Below are 2,429 nucleotides of genomic sequence, written 5' to 3'. Positions count from 1 at the left end.
AACACGGAAGTTAAGCTCTCTAGCGCCGATGGTAGTTGGGACCTTGTCCCTGTGAGAGTAGGACGTCGCCAAGCAACTGTAAGACGAGTCAGAATGACTCGTCTTTTTTGTGCTTCTAACTTCTTATCAGTCTCAAGTTATTCTTTTATATTCAATTTCTTTCATCAATTTCGATATGTAGTTTAAGATTTTTTATTTTATTTTTGTGGAAGTAATCTATCGGTATGTTAAAATAGTACAGTTGTTTTTTGAAGTACTTTAATATAGGAAGATTTAATTTTTTAAAAGGAGATAACATGAAAAAGATAGGTATAATTACTATAGTAGCCTTAGTCCTTCTAGCGATTGTGTATATGTTAGTCGGGAATTATTTTTATAATTATGCGTTGAATGCGAAACAAGAGAAAGAGTTTTTAGAGGATAACCCTCACTTAGTAGAAACTGTGAATGCATCAGGAGATGTGTTGGCTACAAATGAAGAAAAGGATGCGAACTTTGTATCAAATCATAAACCTAATACACTACAGATAAATTCTTTCGATAAGTTGAAATTAACAGGTTATGAATATATGAATGAACAATCTAGTCATAAATGGGCAATTGTAGTTCATGGATATGATAGTAGGGCATCAAAAATGACGAAATATATCCGGAATTTTTATGAACAAGGATATAACGTTATAGCGCCAGATCTTCGTGGGCATGGAAATAGTGAAGGTGATTATATAGGGATGGGCTGGCACGATCGTAAAGATATTTTGATTTGGATCCAACAAATTGTAAAGAAAGACCCCAATGCTGAAATAGCACTATTTGGTGTTTCAATGGGAGGGGCAACTGTAATGATGACTTCAGGTGAAGATTTACCTTCTAACGTGAAAGTTATTATTGAAGATTGTGGATACTCAACTGTTGTTGGTGAATTTACTTATCAACTAAAAGATTTATTCCATTTACCGAAGTTTCCTGTTATGAATGCGGCTAATACAGTTACAAAATTAAGAGCTGGATATGATTTAGAAGAAGCTTCAGCTGTAAAACAAGTTGCGAAAAGTAAAACACCGATGCTATTCATTCACGGGGATGCGGATACATTTGTTCCTTTTGAAATGTTAGATGAAGTATATAATGCTGCAAAAGTAGAAAAAGAGAAATTAATTGTTCCAGGTGCTGGACATGGAGAAGCTGAGAAGATAGATTCAAATGCATATTGGAATACCGTATGGAAGTTCGTGGGGAGATATATTTAAGTATAATTATATTTATATATACGATAATCAGAAGGTAATACTTTTGATTATCGTTTTTCTATTTATAAATTTATTTTAGGTTGTAGTATATAAGGCTTGAAGCATAAATTTTTGAATTCCTTAGTGCTGGTGCTACAATGATTGAAAACTACATGTTAATGAGGTGTTTCTATGAAAATTGAAGTATGGTCAGATTTTGTGTGTCCATTTTGCTACATTGGGAAACGTAGATTAGAGATGGCTTTAGAGCAATTTCCACATAAGAAGGATGTTGAAGTTGAGTTTAAAAGTTTTGAATTAGACCAGAATGCTCCAATCTATTCTGGAACAAGTATTAATGAGGTGCTTGCATCAAAGTATGGCATTAGTATTGAAGAAGCTCAGCGAAATAATATACAACTAGGAAATCATGCAGCTAGTATGGGCTTAAGTTTTAATTTTGATGAGATGAAGCCGACGAACACTTTTGATGCGCATCGCCTTGCGAAATTTGCAAAAGATCAAGGGAAAGAAAAAGAGATTACGGAGAATCTACTTTTTGCATATTTCACTGAATCGAAAAATTTAAGTGATGTGGATACGCTTGCTACTATCGCTGAAGCTTCAAGTTTAGATAAACAAGAAGCTTTAAAGGTTATTAATGATAAAAGTGCATATGCAAATGATGTTAGGGTTGATGAAGCGATTGCTCAACAATATCAAATTTCAGGAGTACCTTATTTTATTATTAATCAAAAGTATGCTATTTCAGGTGCGCAACCACTTGAAACTTTTGTTGGTGCACTTCAGCAAGTGTGGGAAGAAGAGAATCCTGTACCTAAGTTACAAGAGCTCTCTTCAGAAGGTGGAAGTGATATGTCTTGTACGGATGAAAGCTGTTCGGTACCTTCAAAAGAACAATAGTTTTTATGATGGAAAGCAACCCATAGTGTATTATATGGGTTGCTTATATATTCTTATAGAAGAGATATGTAAATAGGATTTTAGAAAAATGAAGTTTTTTTATAAAAATGTATTGACGATTGTACCTTAGAGGTGTAATATAGAACAAGTCGCCGATGACAACAGCGTCGAAAGCGACAAACGAAATGAAAAACTTAGTTGACATTGAAAGATGAAAATGTTAACATAAGGAAGTCGCAAATGAGCGACCAAGTAGTTCTTTGAAAACTGAACGAA

General features: G+C 33.9%; 3 protein-coding genes. All 3 read left to right on the top strand.

Features of this window, described 5'->3' with window-relative positions; all coding sequences use genetic code 11:
* On the top strand, positions 1-186 hold a 186-nt coding region (locus MR083_RS26430; protein WP_242270083.1), incomplete at its 5' end, for a hypothetical protein.
* A gap of 110 nt (positions 187-296) precedes the next feature.
* Complete coding sequence (locus tag MR083_RS26425; protein ID WP_229131119.1) at positions 297-1,250, top strand: alpha/beta hydrolase; 954 nt, start codon at positions 297-299, stop codon at positions 1,248-1,250.
* Positions 1,251-1,421: 171 nt separating this feature from the next.
* Positions 1,422-2,153, top strand: coding sequence for a DsbA family oxidoreductase (locus MR083_RS26420; RefSeq protein WP_046646125.1), 732 nt, complete (start codon positions 1,422-1,424; stop codon positions 2,151-2,153).
* The last annotated feature ends 276 nt before the right edge of the window (positions 2,154-2,429 follow it).

Source organism: Bacillus cereus group sp. BfR-BA-01408 (assembly GCF_022663305.1).
Taxonomy (GTDB): domain Bacteria; phylum Bacillota; class Bacilli; order Bacillales; family Bacillaceae_G; genus Bacillus_A; species Bacillus_A pacificus.
Note: the sequence above shows the minus strand (reverse complement) of the source record. Positions and strands in the feature narration are given on the sequence as shown.